General features: G+C 67.1%; 19 protein-coding genes and 2 tRNA genes. 6 read left to right on the top strand and 15 right to left on the bottom strand.

The window, feature by feature from the left end; genetic code table 11:
• Window positions 1-65 precede the first annotated feature (65 nt).
• Together PPZ50_RS09320 and PPZ50_RS09315 are read left to right on the top strand one after the other, a co-directional pair.
• Window positions 66-617, top strand: a complete 552-nt coding sequence (locus tag PPZ50_RS09320; protein ID WP_066687240.1) for a 5-formyltetrahydrofolate cyclo-ligase — start codon at window positions 66-68, stop codon at window positions 615-617.
• Between the two features lie 47 nt (window positions 618-664).
• Complete coding sequence (locus tag PPZ50_RS09315) at window positions 665-829, top strand: DUF2842 domain-containing protein (protein WP_232307845.1); 165 nt, start codon at window positions 665-667, stop codon at window positions 827-829.
• 16 nt (window positions 830-845) lie between these two features.
• On the opposite strand, the gene PPZ50_RS09310 is transcribed toward PPZ50_RS09315, so the two are convergent.
• Together PPZ50_RS09310 and PPZ50_RS09305 are read right to left on the bottom strand one after the other, a co-directional pair.
• A tRNA-Asp gene (locus PPZ50_RS09310) sits at window positions 846-922 on the bottom strand.
• A 77-nt stretch (window positions 923-999) separates the two neighbouring features.
• On the bottom strand, window positions 1,000-2,262 hold the full coding sequence (locus PPZ50_RS09305) for a carbohydrate porin (RefSeq protein ID WP_066687236.1): 1,263 nt from the start codon (window positions 2,260-2,262) through the stop codon (window positions 1,000-1,002).
• Window positions 2,263-2,380: 118 nt separating this feature from the next.
• Here PPZ50_RS09305 and PPZ50_RS09300 point away from each other — a divergent pair, with 118 nt between their 5' ends.
• On the top strand, window positions 2,381-3,547 hold the full coding sequence (locus PPZ50_RS09300) for an amidohydrolase (RefSeq protein ID WP_066687234.1): 1,167 nt from the start codon (window positions 2,381-2,383) through the stop codon (window positions 3,545-3,547).
• Here the strand turns inward: PPZ50_RS09300 and PPZ50_RS09295 are convergent, their stop codons facing one another.
• Window positions 3,548-4,741, bottom strand: coding sequence for a DUF1624 domain-containing protein (locus PPZ50_RS09295; protein ID WP_332307253.1), 1,194 nt, complete (start codon window positions 4,739-4,741; stop codon window positions 3,548-3,550). It lies immediately after the preceding gene.
• Window positions 4,742-4,939: 198 nt separating this feature from the next.
• Here PPZ50_RS09295 and PPZ50_RS09290 point away from each other — a divergent pair, with 198 nt between their 5' ends.
• Window positions 4,940-5,869, top strand: a complete 930-nt coding sequence (locus tag PPZ50_RS09290; protein ID WP_232307824.1) for a 2-hydroxyacid dehydrogenase — start codon at window positions 4,940-4,942, stop codon at window positions 5,867-5,869.
• Between the two features lie 32 nt (window positions 5,870-5,901).
• Here the strand turns inward: PPZ50_RS09290 and PPZ50_RS09285 are convergent.
• The 12 genes from PPZ50_RS09285 to PPZ50_RS09230 all read right to left on the bottom strand — a co-directional run bounded on the left by PPZ50_RS09285 (window position 5,902) and on the right by PPZ50_RS09230 (window position 18,882).
• Window positions 5,902-5,978, bottom strand: a tRNA-Asp gene (locus PPZ50_RS09285).
• 21 nt (window positions 5,979-5,999) lie between these two features.
• Window positions 6,000-7,265 carry an AI-2E family transporter gene (locus PPZ50_RS09280; RefSeq protein WP_084401201.1) on the bottom strand — a complete coding sequence of 422 codons (1,266 nt, stop codon included), beginning with the start codon at window positions 7,263-7,265 and terminating at the stop codon, window positions 6,000-6,002.
• Between the two features lie 205 nt (window positions 7,266-7,470).
• Complete coding sequence (locus PPZ50_RS09275; RefSeq protein WP_066687232.1) at window positions 7,471-8,001, bottom strand: CinA family protein; 531 nt, start codon at window positions 7,999-8,001, stop codon at window positions 7,471-7,473.
• The gene (locus PPZ50_RS09270) at window positions 7,998-8,291 is read right to left on the bottom strand and encodes a plasmid stabilization protein (protein WP_066687225.1); all 294 of its coding nucleotides are present in this window, start codon (window positions 8,289-8,291) and stop codon (window positions 7,998-8,000) included. The genes PPZ50_RS09275 and PPZ50_RS09270 overlap by 4 nt, the downstream gene beginning before the upstream one ends.
• A gap of 56 nt (window positions 8,292-8,347) precedes the next feature.
• Window positions 8,348-9,358, bottom strand: a complete 1,011-nt coding sequence (locus tag PPZ50_RS09265; RefSeq protein ID WP_066687214.1) for a glycosyltransferase family 4 protein — start codon at window positions 9,356-9,358, stop codon at window positions 8,348-8,350.
• Window positions 9,358-10,911, bottom strand: a complete 1,554-nt coding sequence (locus PPZ50_RS09260) for an alpha-amylase family glycosyl hydrolase (protein ID WP_272815281.1) — start codon at window positions 10,909-10,911, stop codon at window positions 9,358-9,360. Before PPZ50_RS09260 ends, PPZ50_RS09265 begins: the two co-directional genes overlap by 1 nt.
• A gap of 36 nt (window positions 10,912-10,947) precedes the next feature.
• Window positions 10,948-13,008: an acetyl-CoA carboxylase biotin carboxylase subunit gene (locus PPZ50_RS09255; RefSeq protein ID WP_066688059.1), complete on the bottom strand. Its 2,061-nt coding sequence runs from the start codon at window positions 13,006-13,008 to the stop codon at window positions 10,948-10,950.
• Window positions 13,009-13,066: 58 nt separating this feature from the next.
• A complete protein-coding gene (bioB, locus tag PPZ50_RS09250; protein ID WP_272815280.1) occupies window positions 13,067-14,167 on the bottom strand; it encodes a biotin synthase BioB in 1,101 nt (366 codons plus the stop codon).
• An 8-nt stretch (window positions 14,168-14,175) separates the two neighbouring features.
• Window positions 14,176-16,305, bottom strand: coding sequence for a methylmalonyl-CoA mutase (gene scpA, locus PPZ50_RS09245; protein WP_066687212.1), 2,130 nt, complete (start codon window positions 16,303-16,305; stop codon window positions 14,176-14,178).
• Window positions 16,306-16,353: 48 nt separating this feature from the next.
• Complete coding sequence (locus PPZ50_RS09240) at window positions 16,354-17,130, bottom strand: enoyl-CoA hydratase-related protein (protein WP_066687210.1); 777 nt, start codon at window positions 17,128-17,130, stop codon at window positions 16,354-16,356.
• 119 nt (window positions 17,131-17,249) lie between these two features.
• A complete protein-coding gene (locus PPZ50_RS09235; RefSeq protein ID WP_066687207.1) occupies window positions 17,250-18,233 on the bottom strand; it encodes an RcnB family protein in 984 nt (327 codons plus the stop codon).
• 106 nt (window positions 18,234-18,339) lie between these two features.
• Entirely contained in the window at window positions 18,340-18,882 is a 543-nt protein-coding gene (locus PPZ50_RS09230; protein WP_066687204.1) for a (2Fe-2S)-binding protein, read from the bottom strand.
• 104 nt (window positions 18,883-18,986) lie between these two features.
• On the opposite strand from PPZ50_RS09230, the gene PPZ50_RS09225 reads away from it, so the two are divergent.
• Window positions 18,987-19,784 carry a DODA-type extradiol aromatic ring-opening family dioxygenase gene (locus PPZ50_RS09225; protein WP_066687202.1) on the top strand — a complete coding sequence of 266 codons (798 nt, stop codon included), beginning with the start codon at window positions 18,987-18,989 and terminating at the stop codon, window positions 19,782-19,784.
• A gap of 76 nt (window positions 19,785-19,860) precedes the next feature.
• Complete coding sequence (locus tag PPZ50_RS09220; protein WP_066687199.1) at window positions 19,861-21,387, top strand: acyl-CoA carboxylase subunit beta; 1,527 nt, start codon at window positions 19,861-19,863, stop codon at window positions 21,385-21,387.
• The last annotated feature ends 47 nt before the right edge of the window (window positions 21,388-21,434 follow it).

Genomic DNA, 21,434 nt, shown 5'->3' with positions numbered 1-21,434 from the left:
ACGTACCGTGCGTCAGTGGATAACGCGGCAAACGGCCCATGGTGGTTCCGCCACACCCCCTTTCCATGACCGATAAGGCCGGCCTGCGCCGTGAATTGCGCGCGCGGCGGCGCGCCTTTGCCGCGACCCGTCCGTCGCTCCCCGCCCCGTCGCGGTTGCTGATCGAGGCGCTGTGTCCCGGCGGCATCGTCGCCAGCTATGTGCCGGTCGGTGGCGAGGCCGATCCGGCGCTGTTCGATGCGGCGGTCGTCGCGGCCGGCGGCGTGTTGGCCTGGCCGGTGGTTATCGACCGGGAATCACCGATCACCTTCCATCTTGGATCAACCGATACCATGGCCGACGGTCCGTACGGCCTGCGCCAGCCGCAGGCGACGGGCGATGGCGTGGTGCCCGACATCGTCCTGACGCCGCTGGTCGGATTCGATTCGCGCTGCAACCGGCTGGGCCAGGGGGCGGGCCATTATGACCGGGCGTTCGCGCTCTGGCCCGATGCGCTGCGAATCGGTATCGCGTGGTCGGTGCAGCAGGTCGATGCCCTGCCCCGCGACCCATGGGACGTGCCGCTGCACATGATCATTACCGAAACCGACGTCTTTCTGCCGGGAGTGCCCAAGTGAACGAACCGACGTGGCGCAAACCGGCTGGCGTGCTCGCGATCCTGCTCATGCTGACACTCTGGGCGATCGGTGTGGCGATGCTGTCGCCGATGGTCGGCGGCTGGCATTGGGTCTTGCAACTGGCGTTTTACGTCGCGGCGGGCATCGCATGGCTCTGGGTGCTGCCGATGCGGCGGATGCTGTTGTGGATGGAAACAGGCCGCTGGCGGTAGCGCCATCCGTAAAGGATGGCGCGAGTGACGGGGCTCGAACCCGCGACCTCCGGCGTGACAGGCCGGCGCTCTAACCAACTGAGCTACACCCGCTCTCTAGCGAGGAGGCGGCGTGTAGGGTAGCGAATCGCCGGTGTAAAGTGGGTTCTTTGCCGGCGATGCGAAAAGCGTCATTCGGCGATCGTGGCGGTCAGCCGCAGCCCCAGGACCAGCGCGTTGCCGAACGTCGGGTTCAGTCCCGGCGCGACGACATATTGGACATGTGGCTGCACCCCCAGCCAGTCGGCGACGGCGATGCGGTGGTTGAGTTCGATCACCGCCTCGCCGCGCGCCGGCGTCCCGCCCTCGACCCGCACGATCGCGCGACCGGCGCTGCTGCCCCCGGCATAGGCGATGGCGATACCGCTGTCGTCGCGTGGCCGCGACGCAAGCAGCCCGCGCCACACAAATCCCAGCGACGAGAAGCCACCGAAGAGATTGGCGCGGTCGCCAGCGACGCCCAGCCGGAAGAAGCCGCGCATGCCGCGCGTGCGGTCGCCGGCCAGTTGCGCCTCCCCGCGGACATAGGCGCCGTTGCTGCGCACCTGCCGGACGATGGCGGCACCGGTGGCCGCATCGAACCGGTCGTCGCTGCGCGCGGTATAGGTCCAGCCGCCGCCGAACAGGCGCACCACGCCCAGTTCGACATCCGCCTCCCCGATCAGCAGCGCGCCGTCGCCGCCGGCAATGCCGATCCAGTCGCGGCGCGGGCGGGCGGGATCGTTCGGTACGCCGTCCGCCGCGGCGGCGCGCAGGGTGACGCGGTCGCCGAGCTTCACCTGACCGCGCAGGGCCAGGCTGGTGCTGGGAAAGGTCGACGGGCCGTTGCGCCCCGAGGCGCCAAGCTCGGTTCCCATGCCGAATGCGCTGTTGACGAACAGCAGCGACGTCTGGAGCGTGTCGAATTCGCTGTTCACGTCATACAGCCCGGCCTTGAACGACCAGCGATCGTCGGGACCGCGATGCTCGACCCAGCCCTCCAGCACGCGCAGCAGCGGGACCCCGGCCTCGATGCTCGACACGATCTGCCCGTCGCCGACCAGATCGCTGCTGAAGCCGGTGCCGTCATTGTAGAAGACGTGGAGCAGCGCGTTGGTACGGGGCAGCCCGGCCAGCGTGTCGAGATCGGCGCTGGCGATGGCGCTGACATTGTTGATCCAGCGGGTGCCGCGCCGCCGCCCGCCCGCCACCGACGACAGGATATCGCCGGTATAGGCCAGTTGCAGAACCAGCGGGTCGCGCGCCTCGACCTCCGGCAGTTCGACGTTGCCGGGCGCGCGTTCGACGCTGGGCGCGGCGACCTGTGCCGCGGCCGGCGTGGCAAGTGCCACCGCCAGCAACGCCAAAGCCACCCTGCCCCACGTCATCCGCATATCGTCGTCCAGCTTCGGCATCCATCGGTCCTACCGCGTGCGCCGTTACAGACTTCTTGCCGCCTTGCAGAGAGGGGGCGGCAGGGTTGACCATGGCGGCGGGCGCGGGACATGCTGCCTCTCCGCCAGGGGACATGCCATGTATCAGCGTTTTGCCGACATCATCGACGCCGTGACCGCGATCCGGCACGATATTCATGCCCATCCCGAACTGGCCTTTGCCGAGCACCGGACCGCCGCGCTGGTTGCGGAACAGCTGGCCGCCGTCGGGCTGCGGGTTACGACAGGTATCGGCGGGACGGGTGTCGTCGGCACCTTGACGCACGGGCGGCCGGGTCCCGCTCTGGGGCTGCGCGCCGATATGGACGCGCTGCCGTTCCACGAAGAGGGATCGCCGGCCTATGCCAGCAAGACGGCGGGCGTCTTTCACGGCTGCGGCCATGACGGCCATACCGCGATCCTGATCGGCGCGGCGCGGCATCTGGCGTCGCTGCCGCCGTTCGACGGCGCGATCCATTTCATCTTCCAGCCTGCCGAAGAAGGCCATGCCGGCGCGCGGGCGATGATCGAGGACGGGTTGTTCGAGCGTTTTCCGTGCGACTATGTCTATGCGCTGCATAACTGGCCCGACCTGCCGGCGGGCGAGTTGCAGACGCGGCCCGGGCCGATCATGGCGGCGGCCGACAAGTTCGAGATCGCAATCCACGGCAAGGGCGGCCATGCCGCGCAGCCGCACACCACGCCCGACGCGGTGCTGGCGGCCGCGCAGCTGGTGACGCAGCTCAACACCATCGTCGCGCGCCGGGTGCCGCCGACCCGCTCCGCCGTGCTGTCGGTCACGCAGATGGCCGGCGGGCTGACTCACAACGTCATCCCGGCGGAGGTGCGGCTGGTCGGGACGGTCCGCACGTTCGACGCCCAAGCGCAGGAGATCGTCGAGGCAGCGATCCGGTCGATGGCGGAAGGGATCGGCATCGCCAGCGATACGCGAGTCGAGGTGACCTATACCCGTTATTACCCGGCGACGATCAACGATCCGGGTGCTGCCGCGATCGCACTGGCGGCAGCGGCGGATGCCGGCCTGTCCCATGCCGAGGCGCCCGATCCGGCGTTCACGTCGGAGGACTTTTCCTTCATGCTTCAGGCCTGTCCGGGTGCCTATGTCTGGCTGGGGCAGGCACGGACCGAGGGGGAGAATGCCGCGCTCCACCATCCGCGATACGACTTCAACGATGCGATCATCGGCCCGGGCATGGCGTGGATCACGGCGCTGGCGGCGCGGGTGGTGGGCGTCGTCGCCGACTGATCAGAGATATTTCAGCCAGGCAATGTCCCGGCGGCGCTGCTTCACGCCCGCAAACCAGCGGGTCGGGAAATACAGCGCGACGACGAGCACGGCATAGCAGGCCCAAATCCAGCCGAGATGGCCGAGCACGAACAGATCGCCGTCGTTCGGCCCCGACACCGCGAGCGCGACCAGATATCCGACGCGCAGAACGTACAGGTGCAGCAGATAATAGAACATCGGCGCGCTACCCAGCGTCGCCAGCGGTCCGATCACTTGCGGCCACCGGGCCCGCTCGAACAGGACGAGCAGCAACGCCCCCACGCCCAGCGTCGACATCAGGAAGAGCAGCGATGGCGGATATTTGGTCAGCGCGAGAAAGCCGATCACGGTCCGCAGCAGCGTGCCGGCATCCACCCAGGGGCGGTCGCCATACAGGTTGAGCATGCGCAGCAGGACGAACCCGGCGACGAGGCCGACCCCCAGCAGCAGCAGCCGGCGTTGCCGCACCACCGGGTCTGCACCCCGACCGAACCACGGCCCCATGCCATAGCCGAGCAGGATGACGCCGATCCATGGCAGGACCGGGTAGGTCGTCTTGATGGTGATACCGGCAAGGTCGAACGCGGCGCGCTGGTGCAGCAGCGCCCAGGGGACGTAGAAGGCATCCCCCGGTGCCAGCACGATCCCGTCGAGCAGATTGTGGCCGCAAACGATGGCGAGGCCGAGCGCAACGACGACCGTGCGCGACAGATGCACCGCGCCGGCCAGGCAGATCATGCTGACGCCGATCGCCCAGATCACCTGCAGCCAGATCGTCTGTGGCGGGAACCGTGCCGACCACGCGAACGACACGAAGCTGATTTCCAGAAGCAACAGGAACACGCCCCGCCGCAACAGGAAGCCGGACAATTCGGCACGCGAATGCTTCTGGCCATAGAGCCACGCCGACAACCCGGTCAGCGCCACGAATACCGGCGCGCAAATCGTGCTCAACAACCGGGTGAAGAACAGCGCGGGCAGGACGGTGCGGGCATCGACGGGATCGCCGACCTGCATGTGCAGGAAAAAGGTCTCGCGCACATGGTCGAGCAGCATGACGACCATCACGAAACCGCGCAGCGCGTCGATCGACTGCAGCCGGGCCGTCGCGGCTACCCTCGGCATGGTGGCGACGGCGCGGTGGGCGATGCCGTCAAAGGCTGCGGTGGCCACGCGATACTTCCGAATCGATCATGGTTGCCCGCATACCGACTTTTACGCGTGATGTTATATCAATAATTTCTGTCGGCGATGATCGTCGCTCGCGATGACATGGCCGGGAATGTCAGGCTAAGACGGAGGGAAATTTCGTGCAGCGAGGAAGCAGGCCATGCCGGGAACCTTCAAGGCCCATCACCACGGGAAGTGCCGGTGACGACGTTCCTGTATGTCGCAGCACCCGAGCGCGGACGGGTATGGGCATCGATGCTCGCGCAGGCCCTGCCCGAGTTGGAGGTACGACTGTCGCCCGATATCGGCGATCCGGCCGATGTGCGGTTCCTCGCGGCATGGACATTGCCGGCCGGATTGATCGAAACGCTGCCGAACCTTGAGGTGCTGTTCTCGATCGGGGCCGGCGTCGACCAGCTCGATCTCGGCCAGATTCCGGCGAACGTCACCGTCGTTCGGCTGATCGAGCCGAACCTTGCTGCTGCGATGGCGGAATATGCCGCGATGACGGTGCTGGCGCTCCACCGCGATCTATATGCCTATGCCGACCAGCAACGGAACGAGCTGTGGCAGCAACTGCCGCAGGTTCCGGCGGCTGCGCGTCGTGTCGGGATCGCCGGGTTGGGGCAGATGGGCAAGGCCGCGCTGGCGGCACTCGCACCGTTCGGCTTCGCGCTTTCGGGATGGAGCCGGTCGCCGCGCGAGGTGGCCGGGGTCACTTGTTTCCACGGCGCGGACGGGCTGCGTGCCTTTGCCGCACAGACCGACATTCTGGTGAGCCTGCTGCCCCTCACCCCTGAGACGCGCGGCTTCCTGGGGACGGATCTGTTTGCTCAGATGCCGGCGGGCGCGGCGATCGTCAGCGCGGGGCGTGGCTTGCATCTCGATGCGCCGGCATTGATCGCGGCGCTCGACAGCGGGCGGCTGTCGCGCGCGATCCTCGACGTCACGCCGGTCGAGCCGCTGCCGGCGGGCGATCCGCTCTGGAGGCATCCGCGCGTCGTGATCACGCCACATGTGGCGGCAGCAACGGACAGCGAAGGTTCGGGGAAGGCGGTGATCGCCAATCTGCGCCGCCATCTGGCGGGCGAGCCAATGATCGGCATCGTAGAGCGTGATCGGGGATATTGAAGCGCTGTGGCCGCATCCAAAATGATGCGCCATGGCGCGAGTGACGGGGCTCGAACCCGCGACCTCCGGCGTGACAGGCCGGCGCTCTAACCAACTGAGCTACACCCGCTCTCTAGCGAGGAGGCGGCCTTTACGGAGCCGCGCCGGGGCTGTCAACGCCGCTATTGGCATTTCCTGCATTTCGTTGCGGCGGCGGCACGTCCTGCACCAGCGTGCCGTGTTCGAACAGGAAGCCGGCAATGTCGGGCTTGCCCGCGCCTTTCAGCACCGTTTGGATGATGATCAGCAGCGGAACGGCCAGCAGCGCGCCGGGCGTGCCCCAGACCCAGCCCCAGAAGCTGAGGGTAATCAGGATCATCAGCGGATTGATCGTCAGGCGGTGGCCGACGACCAGTGGGGTGATGACGTTCGCCTCGACCAGATGCGCTCCGACCATGATCGCGGCGGGCAGCAGCGCCCACCAGATATCGGTGAAGGTCATCAATCCGCCCAGCGCCAGCAGCAGCGCGGCGAAGATCGGCCCGAGATAGGGCACATAGTTCAGCAACGCGACGATGCCGCCCCACATCAGCGGTGTCGGCATGCCGATATACCAGAGCGCCAGCGCGACGATGACGCCCAGCATCAGGTTGATGAGGGTGATCGTTCCCAGATAGGCCGAGGTGTCGTCGACGACATTCTGGATCACGCGCGCGGTCGCCATCGCCCCGCCAAAGCTGCTGCGCCCGGTGATCGCCGCGCGACGCAAATTGGTCCAGCCGGCGAGGAAGAAATAGATCACGAGGATCGCGAAGAACATCTCCAACAGCGCCGACGGGGCGGAGGTCGTCACCAGATCGAGCAACGATTGCGGCGGTGCGACGCTGGTCGCGGTCTGCTTGGCCGGCGCGGTCGCGACGTTCGCGATCAGGCCGTTCACGAATTTTTCGAGGCTGGCATAGAAGTCGATCAGCGGCGCGACATTCTGCTGCACGCGGTCGATGCGGTCGGGCAATATCTGCGCCCAGCCCCAGGCCGGCACGACGATCGACGCCAGCGCGCCATTGGCGACGATCAGGAACAGCATGACGCAGAAGAAGGCGGCCAGCGGCGCGGGTACGCGGTGACGTTCCTGCCATTCGAGCAGCGGGACCAGCGCGATGGCGATGACGATCGCGGCGGTCAGCGGCAGGAAGAAGCGCGCGCCCGCCTGCAACGCGAAGGGCAGCGCGAGCACCAGTCCGACGCCGGCGATCAGCGTCAGCGCGGCGAGCAGCCGGTCGCGGCGCAGTTCCTCGGTCGGGGCATCGACCACCGCATCGACCGGATCGGACGGCGGCGTGGCAGCGGTCCCGGTCGCGCCGGCGCGCTCGACCGGCGGCGGCGAAGCAGTGGATTCGGTTGCGGAATCTGCCATGGAATCAGTCTAGCCCCCCCTGGCGATACCCGCCAATGACGGCGTAACGCATGGAAGCGGGATTCGCGCCATGATGCGAACCAATGCCCCTTCCGTTTCGTCATTCCGGGCTTGACCCGGCGTCCTGCTTTCACTTTGGTGTCGAGAAGCAGCGGGACCCCGGATCAAGTCCGGGGTGACGATATGGGGTATGCGTTCTGTTTCCCTAAATATCGTCGGGCGACGCGGACTGGTCGATCGCGGTGCGCATCATCCTCAGCGCCTCGCCCAGTGCCGCGATCCTGACCGCGCCGCGACCGATATTGCCGTAATGGCATTCGGCGGTCGCGACCGGTCCGTCGCGTCGCGCGCACGCGAAATGGACCAACCCCGCTTCATCGCCCGGTGCGCCCTCCCCCGCAAAGCCGGTCACCGTCAGCGCGATATCGGCATCCGACCCACGCAGCGCGCCGCGCGCCATAGCTTCGGCCACGTCGCGACTGACCGCGCCGCAATCGTCGAGCATCGCGCGGTCGACGCCGAGCAACTCGCATTTGGCGGCCTCGCTATAGACGACGAACCCCCGGTCGAAGGCGTGCGAGGAACCCTCCACATCGGTCAGCAACGCGGCAAGCATTCCCCCGGTGCAGCTTTCGGCCGTGGCGAGGGTCACGTCGGCGGCGCAGGCGGATTCGAGCAGATCAGCAGCGGCCTGCTCGACCGCGTCGGGCAAGGCGGGGGCCAGTGTCTCGGTCATGCGGTGCCGTTCTTGCGGCGGGTCTCCCAGCCCTTCCTTGCCGCTGCAGAGCGATCGACGGCGGGGCGCTTCGCCGCCGCCTTGCCACCGCGACGCGCCGAGCCATGGCTGTCGGGCTTGCCGCGGCCCGAGCCGGATTTGTTGCCGCCGCCCGAATCCTTGTTGACGGTCGCCCAGGCGCGGGCCTCCGCTTCCTTTTCCGGCACGCCGCGCGCTTCATAGCCCTGCTCGATATGCTCGGCCTTGCGTTTCTGCTTGTCGGTATAGCTGCTCTTGTCGCCCCGCGGCATGCGATCCCTCCATCACAACGGATGAAGGATCGAACGATCAACGACTTAGGCCGGTTTCATACCGACAGGATCGAAGTGTATAACGCATGATAGCGTTCGGCCATCGCCTCGACCGAAAAGCGTTCGGCGACGATTTTGCGGCAATTTGCGCGGTCGATCTCCGCGACGCGGTCGATCGCGGCGATGGCCTGGTCGAGGGTGTCGACCAAGAAGCCGTTGACGCCGTCTTTGATCAGTTCGGGCATCGATCCCCGGTTATAGGCGATGACCGGCGTGCCGCAGGCCATCGCCTCCACCACCGACAGGCCGAAGGGTTCGTCGAAGCCGATCAGATGGAGCAGCGCGCGGGCGCCGCCCAGCAGGTCGGTCCGCGCCTTGCCGCCGACCGCGCCGTGGTAGATCACGCGGTCACCGTCGATGTGCGGCTCGACCTCCTCGCGCCAGTAGCGGTCGTCCTGCACGATCCCGGCCATGTGCAGGCGGCGGTCGCCGGCGTGCGCGGCGGCAATGGCTTCGGCGGCACCCTTGTCCGGGTGCATCCGGCCGAAGAACAGCAGGTCGTCGCTGCCCTGTGCATCGAACGGAAAGTCGTCGAGCGGGATACCGTGATGGATCGTCGCGGCATAGTTGAGCGAGGGATGGCGGTCGGCATCGCTGATCGCGACATAGTGCACCCGGTCCCGATAGGGGGCGTACATCGGCAGGATGCGGTCGGACGAAAAGCCGTGGATCGTCGTCACCATCGGGGTGTCGACCAGCCCCGAAAAGGCATGGGCCGGAAAATCTGCTTGGTTGTGGATCAGGTCGAATTCGCCGGCGCGTTCGAAGACATGGGCGAGGTGCGCGAATTCCCACACCTTCGCGTCGATCGACGGGTCTTCGCTATAGGGTGCAGGCACGACCCCGGCGAGGGTCGCGGCGGTGATACTGTCCTGCGTGGCGAACAGCGTCACGTCGACCCCGCGCGCGACCAGCGCTTCGGTCAGCAGGCTGGTGACCAGCTCCCACGGGCCATAGTGGCGCGGCGGCGTGCGCCACGCGATCGGGGCGATCATCGCGATACGCATCAGTCGACTTTCAGGATCAGCCCCTCGGCGGGGCGCAGGCGGGTGGGATCGGCGGCGGGGTGCGTCGACAGGATGACCTGCCCGGCTTCGATCGCGATGACGGCCGGGGCGTCGGACAGGTTGAGGGCGATGCGATACGGGCCCCGGCGGTAGGTCAGCACATCCCCTTCGGCGCGGACATCGTCGATCGGTCCGGTCGCCAGTTCGGGTGTCGCGCGCCGTAGTGCGAGCAGGCGGCGGTAGAAGGTCAGCATCGACACCGGGTCCTCCGCCTGTGCGGCGACGTTGAGCGGCAGGTGCGCGGGGTCGATGGGCAGCCACGGATCGCCGGTGGTAAAGCCGCCCTTCGCATCCCATGGCAGCGGGGTACGCACCGGATCGCGGCCGAGACCAAGGCCGAGTTCGCGCAGCTCGCGGGGGTCCTGTACCTTGTCGGGCGGTACCTGCGCATCGGTCAGGCCCAGTTCGTCGCCCTGGTACAGCGTCGGCGTACCACGCAGCGTCAGCAGCAGCATCGCCGCCACCCGCGCTTGGCGCCTGCCGACGCGGGTGGCGATGCGGGGACGGTCGTGGTTGCCGAGCACCCAGTTGGGCCAGCCGCCCTCTGGCAGCGCCGCTTCATACTCGATGATGCGAGCGGCGAGTTCGGCAGCGTCCCACTTCGCCTCGATCAGCTGAAAATTGAACGGCAGGTGGACGCCGGGCGCCTCCGTCGTGCCGTAATAGATCATCAGCTTCGGGATCGGCAGGTAGATTTCGCCGACCAGCACCGCGCCGAATTCGTCCGCCTGGTCGCGCATGGCGGTGCCGATGGCGTGAACCTCGGGCTGGTCGGTCGAATGGAGCTGGAGCACGCGGTGCATGTCGCCCATGCCTTCGCGGAAATGCGGGTTGGGCGGATTGTCGGGGAAGTCGGCATGCTTGACCATGTGCCACTGCACATCGATGCGGAAACCGTCGACGCCGCGTTCGAACCAGAAGCGCATAGCCGCCAGCATCGCGGCCTGCACCTCGGGATTGCGCCAGTTCAGATCGGGCTGTTCGGGCAGGAACGCGCGCGAATAATATTGGCCGGTCGCGGGATCGAAGGTCCATGCCGGCCCGCCAAAATCGCTGATCCAGTTGTTGGGCGGGCCGCCATCCGGCGCCGGATCGCGCCAGATATACCAGTCGCGCTTCGGATTGTCGCGCGACGACCGGCTTTCGACGAACCAGGGATGGCGGTCCGAACTGTGGTTGGGCACGAAATCGAGCAATATGCGGATGCCCGCCGCATGCGCCTTTGCCAGTAGCGCGTCGAAATCGGCAAGCGTGCCGAAGCGCGGGTCGATGCCGGTATAGTCGGCCACGTCATAGCCGAAATCGGCCATGGGCGATGGGTAGATCGGCGAAATCCAGATTGCATCGATGCCGAGATCGACCAGATAGTCGAGCCGGTCGGCGATCCCGTTCAGGTCACCGATCCCGTCCCCGTCGCTATCGGCGAAGGAGCGGGGGTAGATTTGGTAGATGGTGGCGGCCTGCCACCATGGTTGCGTTTGGGAAACGATCACGCACCGACAAGCCGCCAGCGGGGAAAACGTTCCCCCTTATTCGAACTCCATGATGACGGCATCGACCGCCAGGCTGTCGCCGGCGGCATGCACGATGCGGGCGACGGTGCCCGGACGCTCGGCGCGCAGGATGTTCTCCATCTTCATTGCCTCGACCACCGCCAGCGGCTGTCCGGCCTCGACCTTCTGCCCCTCGGCCACCTCGACGCGCGTCAGCAGGCCGGGCATCGGGCAGAGCAGGAAGCGCGACAGGTCGGGCGGGACCTTTTCGATCATGTGCCAGGTGAGGTCGGCGACATGCGGCGGCAGGACTCGGACAAGGTGGGTGGCGCCGCGGGCGGTCAGCTTCCACCCGCCGATGGTGCGGGCGACGCGGACGGCCAGTTCGACGTCGTCGATCCGCGCGACCACGACGCGCTGCGACGGACGCCAGTGCATCACGACGTCGAGCGGCACGTCGCCATCGATATTGACCAGCAGCCCGCCATCATAGCCGTCGACGCAAATGTCGAAGCGATGCTCGCCGATGGTGACGATCCGTTCGGTCGAAGGGGCCGGACGGGTGCCGAGCTGGCCATCGATCGAACGGACGCGGTGCGATTGTTCGAGGTCGATCACCACCGCGACCGCCGCCAGTTGCCGCAGCAGGGCGGGATCGGCCGGCGCGCCGTGGAAGCCCTCGGGATATTCCTCCGCGATGAAGCCGGTCGTCAGCGCGCCTTCGCGGAAGCGAGGGTGCTGCATGATGGCGGAGAGGAAATCGATATTGTTGCCGACGCCGGCCAGTTCGAAGCGGTCGAGCGCGGCGACCTGCGCATCGATCGCGGCTTCGCGGGTCGGTGCCCAGGTGACGAGCTTGGCGATCATCGGGTCGTAGAACATGCTGACCTCGCCCCCTTCGACGACGCCGTCGTCGACGCGGGTGCGGGGCGCTTGGTGCTCGACGGGGGGCGTACTCGGACGGTACGTTTCTGTAACGCTTTGATACGGATCGCGGGTGGCAGGCGGCACGTAGCGCGTCAGCCGCCCTGTGCTGGGCAGGAAGCCGCGATAGGGGTCTTCGGCGTAGACGCGGTTTTCGATCGCCCAGCCGGTCAGCTTTACCTCGTCCTGGGTGAAGGCCAGCTTCTCGCCGGCCGCGACGCGCAGCATCTGTTCGACGAGGTCAAGGCCGGTAATTTCCTCGGTCACCGGATGCTCGACCTGCAGGCGAGTGTTCATTTCGAGGAAGTAGAAGCTCTCGCCGGTCGTATCGGCGCCTGACACGATCAGTTCGACCGTACCGGCCGAATAATAGCCTACCGCCCGCGCAAGCGCGACCGCCTGTTCGCCCATCGCCTTACGCATCGCGGGGGTCACGAAGGGCGACGGTGCCTCCTCGACGACCTTCTGGTGGCGGCGCTGGATCGAGCATTCGCGCTCACCGAGATAGACGATGTTGCCATGCTGGTCGCCCAGCACCTGGATTTCGATGTGTCGCGGGCTTTCGATGAACTTTTCGATGAAGACGCGGTCATCGCCGAAGCTGGCCAGCCCCTCGCGCTTGGTCGCGTCGAAGCCCTCGCGGACGTCCTGTTCGCTCCACGCCAGGCGCATACCCTTGCCGCCGCCGCCGGCCGAGGCCTTCATCATCACCGGATAGCCGATGTCGGTGGCGATCCGCACCGCTTCCTCGGTGTCGGCGATCTCGCCCAGAAAGCCGGGGACGACGTTGACGCCGGCCGCCTGCGCCAGTTTCTTCGATTCGATCTTGTCGCCCATCGCGGCGATGGCGTTCGGCGGCGGGCCGACAAAGGCGATGCCGGCATCGGCACAGGCGCGCGCGAAGCTTTCGCGTTCCGACAGGAAGCCATAGCCGGGATGGATACAGTCGGCGCCGGTTGCCTTGGCGGCAGCGAGGATCAGTTCGGGGACCAGATAGCTCTGTGCGGCAGGTGCCGGACCCAGCCGCACGCTCTCGTCCGCCATCATGACGTGCGGCGCGCGCGCGTCGGCATCGGAATAGACCGCGACGGTCGCGATCCCCATCCGCTTGGCGGTCCGCATCACCCGGCACGCGATTTCGCCGCGATTGGCGACCAGAATCTTCTTGAACACGTCACTCTCCCGTCCGCCCTGCTGTGGCAGGGTCAGCATCCATTCCGGCGGTGCGGCGTCAGCAGCACCCGCCCTTGCGCATCGGCTCGTCGGCGACCATCGGCGTCATGCCCAGTTTCGCCAGCAGCGCAGCATCGGCATCGTCGCCGGCATTGCCGGTGGTCAGCAACCGGTCGCCGGTGAAGATCGAGTTCGCCCCGGCCATGAAGCACAGCGCCTGCGTCGCGTCCGACATGCTTTCGCGGCCGGCGGACAGGCGCACCATGCTCATCGGCATGGTGATGCGCGCGACGGCGACGGTGCGGACGAATTCGATGTCGTCGAGCTTCGCGAGCGGCGTGTCGGCGAGCATGTTGCCGAGCACCGTGCCCTTGACGGGCACCAGCGCATTGACCGGCACGCTATCGGGATGGCGGGGCAGCGTGGCGAGTGCGTGGACGAAGCCGACGCGATCGGCGCGGGTTTCGCCCATGCCGACGATGCCGCCGCAGCAGACGTTGATCCCCGCCTCCCGCACATGCGCCAACGTGTCGAGCCGGTCGTCGAACGTCCGGGTGGTGATGACGTTGGCGTAGTTTTCGGGCGAGGTGTCGATATTGTGGTTGTAATAGTCGAGGCCCGCCTGCCCCAGCCGCTGCGCCTGATCCGGGGTCAGCATGCCGAGCGTCATGCAGGTCTCCATGCCCATCGCCGCCACGCCCTCGACCATCGCGACGATCTTGTCCATGTCGCGGTCCTTGGGGTTGCGCCATGCCGCACCCATGCAGAAGCGCTGCGATCCTGCCGCCTTCGCCTCGGCGGCGATGGCTAGGACGGCGTCGACGTCCATCAGCTTTTCGGCCTTCAGCTGCGTGTCGGCGCTGGCCGATTGCGAGCAATAGCCGCAATCCTCGGGGCAGCCGCCGGTCTTGATCGACAACAATGTGCAGAGCTGTACCTGCCCGACCGCATGGTGCGCGCGGTGGACGGTCTGGGCGCGGAACATCAGTTCGTCGAAGGGGAGGTCGAACAGGTCGGCGATTTCGGCGCGGGTCCAGTTGTGCCGAACTTGTTCGGCGCACCCCCGCGCAGGCGGGGGCCCAGAACCAAGGGCGTCGCGCTCGCCGCTTTGCCCCCTCGCCTGCGCGGGGGTATGGGTGGCGTTTGCAGGTACAGACACAATCACATTCATTCGACAGTCTCTCCAACCGGCGGGAGGTTGTGGCCGAGCAGTTTCAGCACCTCCGCCGCGGCATGGACCAGGTTGGTGCCCGGTCCGAAGATCGCCGCCACCCCGGCGTCGCGGAGCAGCGCATAATCCTGTGGCGGGATGACCCCGCCCGCGATGACACGGATATCGCTGCGCCCGGCATCGGCAAGGCGTCCGATGAGTTCGGGGATCAGCGTATTGTGCCCGGCGGCGAGGCTGGACGCGCCGACGACATCGACCCCCTCGGCGATCGCCAGCTGCGCAGTTTCCTCCGGGGTCTGGAACAGTGGGCCGGACACGATGTCGAAGCCGAGATCGGCAAAGGCGCTGGCGACGACGTTCGCACCGCGATCGTGACCGTCCTGCCCCATCTTCGCGACCAGCATGCGGGGTTTGCGGCCCAGGCGGCGCTCGACCGCCGCGACGCCCTCGCCGGCGCGCAGCCAGCCGCTGTCATCGGCATGGGCCGGGCCGTAAATGCCCTTGACCGGCGTGACCGATACGGCGTGACGACCAAATGCGACCTCCATCGCCGCCGACATCTCGCCCAAAGTCGCGCGGGCGCGGGCGGCGGCGACACACAGCGCCAGCAGATTGCCGTCGCCGCGTGCGCCGTCCTGTAGCGCGGTTAGCGCGGCCTGGGTCTTGGCTTCGTCGCGTGTTGCCTTCACCCGTTCGATCCGGCGGATCTGGTCGGCGCGGACCTTGGCATTGTCGATCGAGAGGATGTCGATCGGGTCTTCCTCGGCCAGCCGGTATTTGTTGACGCCGACGATGACGTCCTCGGCGCGGTCGACTCGCGCCTGCCGGGCGGCGGCGGCGCGTTCGATATGTTCCTTGGGCAGGCCGGAGTTCACGGCGTCGATCATGCCGCCCGCTGCCTCGACCTCCTCGATCAGCGCCCATGCCTTGTCGGCCAGTTCCTTCGTCAGCGCCTCGACATAATAGCTGCCGCCCAAGGGATCGACGACATGGGTCATGCCGGTCTCTTCCTGAAGGATCAGCTGCGTATTGCGCGCGATCCGGGCAGAGAAGTCGGTCGGAAGTGCTACCGCTTCGTCGAGCGAGTTGGTGTGGAGCGACTGGGTGCCGCCGAAGGTAGCTGCCATCGCCTCCACGGTGGTGCGGATGACGTTGTTGTACGGGTCCTGCTCGGTCAGCGAGACGCCACTGGTCTGGCAGTGGGTGCGCAGCATCTGGCTGCGGGCGTTGCCGCCGAAATCGGCGATGATCCGGCTCCACAGCGTACGCGCGGCGCGCAGCTTGGCGATCTCCATGAAGAAGTTCATGCCGATGCCGAAGAAGAAGGACAGCCGCCCGGCGAACGCGTCGATATCCAGCCCGCGTGCCAGCGCCGCGCGGACATAGGCCATGCCGTCGGCCAGCGTGAACGCCAGTTCCTGCACCGCCGTCGCCCCGGCTTCGTGCATGTGATAGCCGCTGATCGAGATGCTGTTGAACCGTGGCATGTGCTCGGCGGTATAGGCGATGATGTCCGACACGATCCGCATCGATGGCTCGGGCGGATAGATGTAGGTATTGCGGACCATGAACTCCTTGAGGATGTCGTTCTGGATCGTGCCCGACAGCTTGTCCGGGCCGACGCCCTGTTCCTCCGCCGCGACGATGTAAAAGGCGAGGCAGGGCAGCACCGCGCCGTTCATCGTCATGCTGACCGACATGGTGTCCAATGGGATGCCGTCGAACAGGATCTTCATGTCGTCGATCGTGTCGATCGCGACCCCGGCCTTCCCCACATCGCCCGCCACGCGCGGGTGGTCGCTGTCATAGCCACGATGGGTGGCGAGGTCGAAGGCGACCGACAGCCCCTTCTGCCCGGCGGCGAGGTTGCGGCGGTAGAAGGCGTTCGATTCCTCGGCGGTCGAGAAACCGGCATATTGGCGGATGGTCCAGGGACGCCCGGCATACATCGACGCCTTCACCCCGCGCGTGAACGGCGCGAAGCCGGGCAGACCGGGATCGGGCGCATCGGCGGCGGTGTAGAGCGGCTTGACCACGATCCCCTCCGGCGTGGTCCAGTTCAGGTCGGCATCCTTCACCTCACGCGCGGCGAGCTTCTGCCAGTCTTCGAGGGTCGGGCCGGTCATCGCATGGGTCCTACCGCCGGACGGGGGCGCAAGTCGAGGCAGGTCATGTCAGGCTCCGGTAAAACGGGGAGTACGCTTGGTAAGGAAGGCGGTGCCACCTTCGACCGCGTCGCTGGTCGCGCGGGCGGTGCGCTGGGCTTCCGCCTCACGCGCCATGGCGGCGGGATAGTCATGGTCGAGGGCATAGGCGAGATTGGCGCGCATCAGGCCGAGCGCGACGGTCGGTCCGGCCGCCAGCCGACGGGCAAGCGCCAGCGCCTCGTCCTCGAGGCTCCCGCCATCGACGACGGCGTGGATCATGCCCCAGTCGAGCGCGGTGGCGGCAGGCACCCGTTCGCCGAGCATCATCATGCGGGCGGCCCGCGCACGCCCGATCAGGCGCGGCAGCATCCAGCTGGCCCCACCATCGGGGACGAGGCCGATATTGACGAACGCCTGCAGGAAATAGGCATCGTCGGCGGCGACGCAGAAATCGGAGGCGAGCGCGAGGCTGCACCCGATCCCCGCCGCCGCGCCGCGGACCGCGCTGACCACCGGTACGGGGAGCTCGGCGATCGCCTGCAGCGTGGGGTTATAATGGTTGGTGAGCGCGGCATGGGTCATGGCAGGCGCATCGTCGCCACCCAGCGCCGCCATCACATCCGCGCCGGAACAGAAGGCACGCCCTGCCCCGCTCAACAGGACCGCGCGCGCACCGTCGAGGTTCGCCAGCGCATCGCGAATCGCATCGAACATTGCCGGTGGCGCGGCGTTCAGCCGGTCGGGCCGGTCGAGCGTGATGCCCAGCACGTCGCCGTTCCGCTGCACCCGAATATCGCCTGCCATCGAATCGCTCTCCCGTATCTTTTGATACGGTTTGCGAAAAGGACGCGGCGAATGCCAGCCCTAACGCAAGCGCGGCGGGGTTGCCCCCGCCGCGTCGCGCCCGTGCCGTAACGGCAGGCTTACCAGAAAATGTCGTACTCGACGTCGACCACCTGGCCCGAACGGACGTCCACCAGCAGCGCGTCGTTATAATAGCGCACCCAGCGATACGGCCCCCACACCTCCGGCAGGCGATAATAGAACGGATCGTTGATCCAGTAGTTCGACCCGAACAGGAACGAGTTCAGCCGGACGCCGACGCCGAAGCGGCGATAGCCATAGCTCCAGCCCGACGGCGCGTAATAACGCGGCAGGCGGTACAAACCACGGTTCTGCTGGCGATAGCGGTTCCAGTCATAGCGGTCGTCGCGCCGCCAGCCACGATCCCACTGGCCGCCGCGTTCCCAGCGATTGCCACGATCCCAGTCCCGGTCGCCGCGGTTCCAGTCGTTGCGACCCCAGTCGCGACCGTCGCGGCCCCAATCGCGGTTATCGCGGTCCCAGCCGCCATTCTGCTGTTCGCGACGCCATTGTTCCCGGCGCCATTGCTCGCGGCGATCGCGGTCGAACTGGCCACGGCCATCCGCGCGCGGCCAGTCGCGGCGCAGCGCCTCGCGATCGATCTGCCCCTGCGCGTCGCGCGGCGGGGTTCGGAAGTCGCGGTCGGGACGCGGCGCATCCTGCCGCCCCTGCCACCCGCCGCGGTCACCGCGATTACCCTGCTGCCAGTCGCCGCGCAGCCGCTCGCGGTCGATCTGCCCGTTGCCGTCGCGCGGTGGGCGCGGCCGGTCGAAGCCGCTGCGGTCGCCGCGATCCTGCCAGCCGCGCTGCGGTTCGGTGCGCTGTTCGTCGATGCGCGGGCGTTCGGGGCGCGGCTGCGGTGCTTCGACGCGGATATCGTTGCGGAATTCGGCACGCGCGCCGGGCGATTCGCCACCGGGCGAGCGTTCGATCCGCTCCCGTCCGCCGCGCGGTCCGCGAAACTCCGGATCGGCCTGGGCCATGGCCGCCGTCGGGACCAGCGCCGACACGCTCAACAGGGCCAACAGGAAACGGCTCTTCATTCTCTGCCTCCACCGCCGGAAGTCGCCGGCTACGATGGATGCGGTTTATTACGGGCGCGATCAACTGTTGCTGAATGGCGATGACAGCCAATTGAAAGAATAGGCGCTACTTGGTTGGCGGGGTCAGCGCGGGCGTTTCGCGCGCGGCCTCTGCCCGGTCGATGCCGGGGCGCGGCGGCGGGGCCAGCGTCGCATCGCCACGCGCCGCGGCCGCGGCCTGTCGCACCGCATCGATCAGGCGGGGATAGATGCCGCAGCGGCACAGATGGTTGAGCGCGGCGGCGATCTCCGCTTCGCTCGGGTCGCGGTTCTGGCGCAGCAATGCGACGGTCGCCATGACGAAGCCCGGGATACAGAAGCCGCATTGCACGACCTGCGCCGCGAGGAACGCCGCCTGCACCGGGTGGCTGCGATCGCGCGCCAGCCCTTCGATCGTGGTGACGAACGTCCCTTCCAGGCTGCCGATGGTCACCTGGCACGACTTTACCGCGCGCCCGTCGACATCGACCGTGCAGGCGCCGCAATGGCCGGTGCCGCAGCCATATTTGGTGCCGGTCAGGTTCGATACGTCGCGCAGCGCCCAGAGCAGCGGTGTTTCGGGGTCGAGCCGATATTCCTGCGGCAGGTTGTTGACGGTGAAGCGGCTCATGCGGGCGACCTTGTAGGGACTTGCATGCCACGACGCCAAGTCGAAACGCGTCGTTTCCGTGCGCGGCCTTGAGTCCGGGCGGGCGCAGCGCGACCTGTGAGGGTATGACACTCCCTACCCTGTTCGTGCCGCATGGCGGTGGTCCCTGCTTCTTCCTGAACCCGGGTCAGGCACCCGATCCGATGTGGCGACCGATGCAGGACTATCTGGCCGGGCTGATCGCGTCGCTGCCTGAACGGCCGCGTGCGATCCTGATGATTTCGGGGCATTGGGAGGCGCATCGGCCAACCGTGCATGTCGGCGAGGCGCCGTCGCTGCTCTATGATTATTACGGCTTTCCCGAACACACCTATCACCTGCGCTGGGACGCGGCGGGTGCGCCGGACGTGGCGCGACGGGCGGCGGCGCTATTGCAGGGTGCCGGCTTTGCAACGGCGGAGGAAGCGACGCGCGGCTGGGACCATGGCGTGTTCATTCCGATGATGGTCGCGGTGCCGGAGGCCGATATTCCGCTGGTCCAGATATCGCTCGACCGCTCGCTCGACCCGGCCGCGCATATCGCGATGGGGCGGGCGCTGGCGCCGCTCAGGGATGAAGGCGTGCTGATCATCGGGTCGGGCATGAGCTTCCATAACCTGCGCGCGCGTGGGGCGTCGGTCACGCCGATCGCCGACGAATGGGACGCCGCGCTGACCGCCGCGGTGACTGAGCCCGACCCGGCGATGCGGGCGGAGCGGGTCGCGGCATGGGAGCACCTCCCCCATGCCCGCTTTGCCCATCCAGAGGCCGAGCATCTGCTGCCGCTGATGGTAGCGCTGGGTGCGGGTGGCGATGGTCCGGCGGTCCGCGACTATCGCGATGTGGTGATGGGCTGGGTCGTGTCCGGCTATCGCTTCGGGTGACGCAAGAATATTGCGCTTCTCCCCCTCCTGCTGGCACAAGGGCGGAAACGCCCGACCAACGGGCCAAGGAGAGACGATGCTCGAAGCACTCGAAGCGCTGGAGAAGCGCCGCGCGGCCGCCCGGGCCGGTGGCGGCGAGAAGCGGGTCGCGGCGCAGCACGCCAAGGGCAAGCTGACGGCGCGCGAACGGCTGGACGTGTTCCTCGACGAAGGATCATTCGAGGAACTCGACATGTATGTCGAACATAACTGCGTCGATTTCGGGATGCCGGACCAGGTCATTCCCGGCGACGGCGTGGTGACGGGATCGGGCACGGTCAACGGCCGGCTGGTCTATGTCTTCAGCCAGGACTTCACCGTGTTCGGCGGGTCGCTGTCGGAGCGCCATGCGCAGAAGATCTGCAAGATCATGGACATGGCGATGAAGGTCGGCGCGCCGGTCATCGGACTGAACGATTCGGGCGGCGCGCGGATTCAGGAGGGCGTCGCGTCGCTCGGCGGCTATGCCGAGGTGTTCCAGCGCAACGTGCTGGCGTCGGGCGTGGTGCCGCAGCTGTCGCTCATCATGGGGCCGTGCGCGGGCGGCGCGGTCTATTCGCCCGCCATGACCGACTTCATCTTCATGGTGAAGGATTCGAGCTACATGTTCGTGACCGGGCCGGATGTGGTCAAGACGGTGACGAACGAGGTGGTGACGCAGGAAGAGCTGGGCGGCGCGATCACCCACACGACCAAGTCGTCGGTCGCCGACTGCGCGTTCGAGAATGATATCGAGGCGTTGCTGGCGGCGCGCGACTTCGTCGATTTCCTGCCGGTGAACAACCGCAGCGGCGTACCGGAACGGCCGAGCGACGATCCGTGGGACCGGATCGAACCCAGCCTCGACACGCTGATCCCGCCGAGCGCCAACCAGCCCTATGACATGCACGAGCTGATCGTGCGGACGCTGGACGATGGCGAGTTCTTCGAACTGCAGCCCGCCCATGCCGGCAACATCATCATCGGCTTCGGCCGGATCGAAGGGCGCACGGTCGGCGTGGTCGCCAACCAGCCGATGGTGCTGGCCGGGTGCCTCGACATCAATTCGTCGAAGAAGGCGGCGCGGTTCGTGCGCTTCTGCGACGCGTTCGAGATCCCGATCGTGACCTTCGTCGACGTGCCTGGGTTCCTGCCCGGGGTCGGCCAAGAGCATTCGGGGATCATCAAGCATGGCGCGAAGCTGCTGTTCGCCTATGCCGAGGCGACGGTGCCCAAGATCACGGTGATCACCCGCAAGGCCTATGGCGGGGCCTATGATGTGATGGCGTCGAAGCATCTGCGTGGTGACCTGAACTATGCGTGGCCGACCGCCGAGATCGCGGTGATGGGTGCGAAGGGCGCGGTGGAGATCATCTTCCGGTCGAAGGACCCGGCCGAGGTCGCGGCGCGGACGGCCGAATATGAGGCGCGCTTCGCCAACCCGTTCGTCGCGGCGAGCAAGGGGTTCATCGACGAGGTGATCCTGCCGCATTCGACCCGACGCCGGGTGGCGCTGGGGCTGCGCAAGCTGCGGAACAAGAAGCTCGAGAACCCGTGGAAGAAGCATGACAATATTCCGCTATGAGCTCCTCCCCGGCACGGGGAGGGGGACCACCGAAGCTGGTGGAGGGG

Source organism: Sphingomonas hankookensis (assembly GCF_028551275.1).
In the GTDB taxonomy this organism is placed as follows: Bacteria; Pseudomonadota; Alphaproteobacteria; order Sphingomonadales; family Sphingomonadaceae; genus Sphingomonas; species Sphingomonas hankookensis_A.
Note: the sequence above shows the minus strand (reverse complement) of the source record. Positions and strands in the feature narration are given on the sequence as shown.